Annotated in this window: 2 protein-coding genes; both read left to right on the top strand. The window is 63.9% G+C overall.

Annotation, left to right across the window (positions count from 1 at the left end; translation table 11 throughout):
- Positions 1-10: 10 nt before the first annotated feature.
- The gene (locus tag GY769_16900) at positions 11-286 is read left to right on the top strand and encodes a hypothetical protein (GenBank protein ID MCP4203600.1); all 276 of its coding nucleotides are present in this window, start codon (positions 11-13) and stop codon (positions 284-286) included.
- Between the two features lie 117 nt (positions 287-403).
- Positions 404-1,898 (top strand): protease Lon-related BREX system protein BrxL (gene brxL, locus GY769_16895; GenBank protein ID MCP4203599.1); only part of this gene is annotated, 1,495 nt, incomplete at its 3' end.

The raw sequence follows: 1,898 nt of genomic DNA, 5'->3' as shown, positions 1-1,898 counted from the left end.
GCTGATCCAGATGGAGCCGGTCAGCGACCGGGCGAGGCCGATCACCCTCAAGGTCGCGGTCTACGAAGGTGGCGAGCCGGTGACCAGCATCGAGACCGTGACCTTCGAGAGCCAGTCCGACAGCATCGACGAACGGCAGAAGTCGGTGATCCTCACCTTGCAGGATCAACCGTTCGACAAGAAAACCCCCTACCGCCTGGTGCTGCGCGACAGCGATACCGGTATCGAGCAACTCGGAGTGGAAGTGACCATCGACAGGGCGATCACCGATGACTTCGATTTCTGAGCCCATGCCAGGAAGAAGGGCCAACGGCGTTGGCCCAATTGAGCGCCGGCGAAGCTCGCTCGCTAAAAGGGCCACAGGCTGTGGCCCGATTCACCGGCGCCGACGAGGAAGGTGCATATGACGTCGATTCCTGATCCCGATCCCGGCACCGGTCAAGCGCTCGACAGCGACCTCGACGACCTGCTCAACGAGCACTTCGCCGGCCGCGTGGTGCGCAAGGACCTGACCAAGCTGGTCAAGGAGGGCGCCAACGTCCCGGTCTACGTGCTCGAGTACCTGCTCGGCACCTACTGCGCCTCGAGCGACCCGGCGGTGATCGAGGACGGCATGAAGACCGTCAAGCAGGTGCTGGCCGAGAACTACGTCCGCCCCGACGAGGCCGAGAAGGTCAAGTCGACCATCCGCGCCCGCGGCGGGCTCAAGGTCATCGACAAGGTCACGGTCAAGCTCAACGAGCGGCGCGACGTCCACGAGGCGCTGCTCTCGAACCTCGGCATCAAGGGGGTCGAGATCCCCGACAACTTCGTGCGGCGCTACGAGAAGCTGCTGGCGGGAGGCATCTGGGCCATCGCCCGCATGCAGTACTTCTACGAGGAAGGCCAGAAGGGCTCGCCGTTCATGATCGAGGACCTCAAGCCGATCCAGATGCCGAACATGGACATGGAGGAGCTGTTCGAGGCGCGTGCTCAGTTCACCGAGGAGCAGTGGATCGACGTGCTGCTACGCTCCTCGGGCTACGAGCCGACGCAGTTCGAGGAGCGGGTGAAGTGGCACATCCTGTGCCGCCTGCTGCCCCTGGCCGAGAACAACTACAACGTCTGCGAGCTGGGCCCTCGCGGCACCGGCAAGAGCCACATCTACAAGGAGATCAGCCCCTACAGCATCCTGATCTCCGGCGGCCACACCACCGTCGCCAACCTCTTCTACAACATGGCCAGCCACGCCGTCGGCCTGGTCGGGCTGTGGGACGTGGTGGCTTTCGACGAGGTGGCCGGGATCCGCTTCAAGGACAAGGACGGCGTCCAGATCATGAAGGACTTCATGGCCTCGGGCTCCTTCGCCCGCGGCCGCGACCAGATCAACGCCTACGCCGCCATGGTCTTCGTCGGCAACATCAACCAGCCCGTGGAGACCCTGGTCAAGACCAGCCACCTGCTCGCCCCCTTCCCCGAGGCGATGATCGACTCCGCCTTCTTCGACCGCTTCCACGCCTACATCCCGGGCTGGGAGATCCCGAAGATGCGGCCCGAGTACTTCACCGACCGCTACGGACTGATCACCGACTACCTCGCCGAGTTCCTGCGCGAGATGCGTAAGTACAACTTGGGCGACGCGATCAACAAGTACTGCAAGCTCGGCGGCGACCTCAACCAGCGCGACTCGATCGCCGTCAAGCACACCGTTTCCGGCCTGCTCAAGTTGCTCTACCCGGGGGAGGACTACACCAAGGACGCAGTGCGCCGCTGCCTCGAGTACGCGCTCGAAACCCGGCGCCGGGTCAAGGAGCAGCTCAAGAAAATCGGCGGCATGGAGTTCTACGTCGTCCCCTTCTCCTACATCGACCAGGAGACCATGGAGGAGACCCTTGTCGGGGTGCCCGAGCAGGGCGGCG

It is taken from the genome of bacterium (genome assembly GCA_024224155.1).
Taxonomy (GTDB): domain Bacteria; phylum Acidobacteriota; class Thermoanaerobaculia; order Multivoradales; family JAHEKO01; genus CALZIK01.
This window is presented reverse-complemented; position numbering and strand designations above follow the sequence as displayed.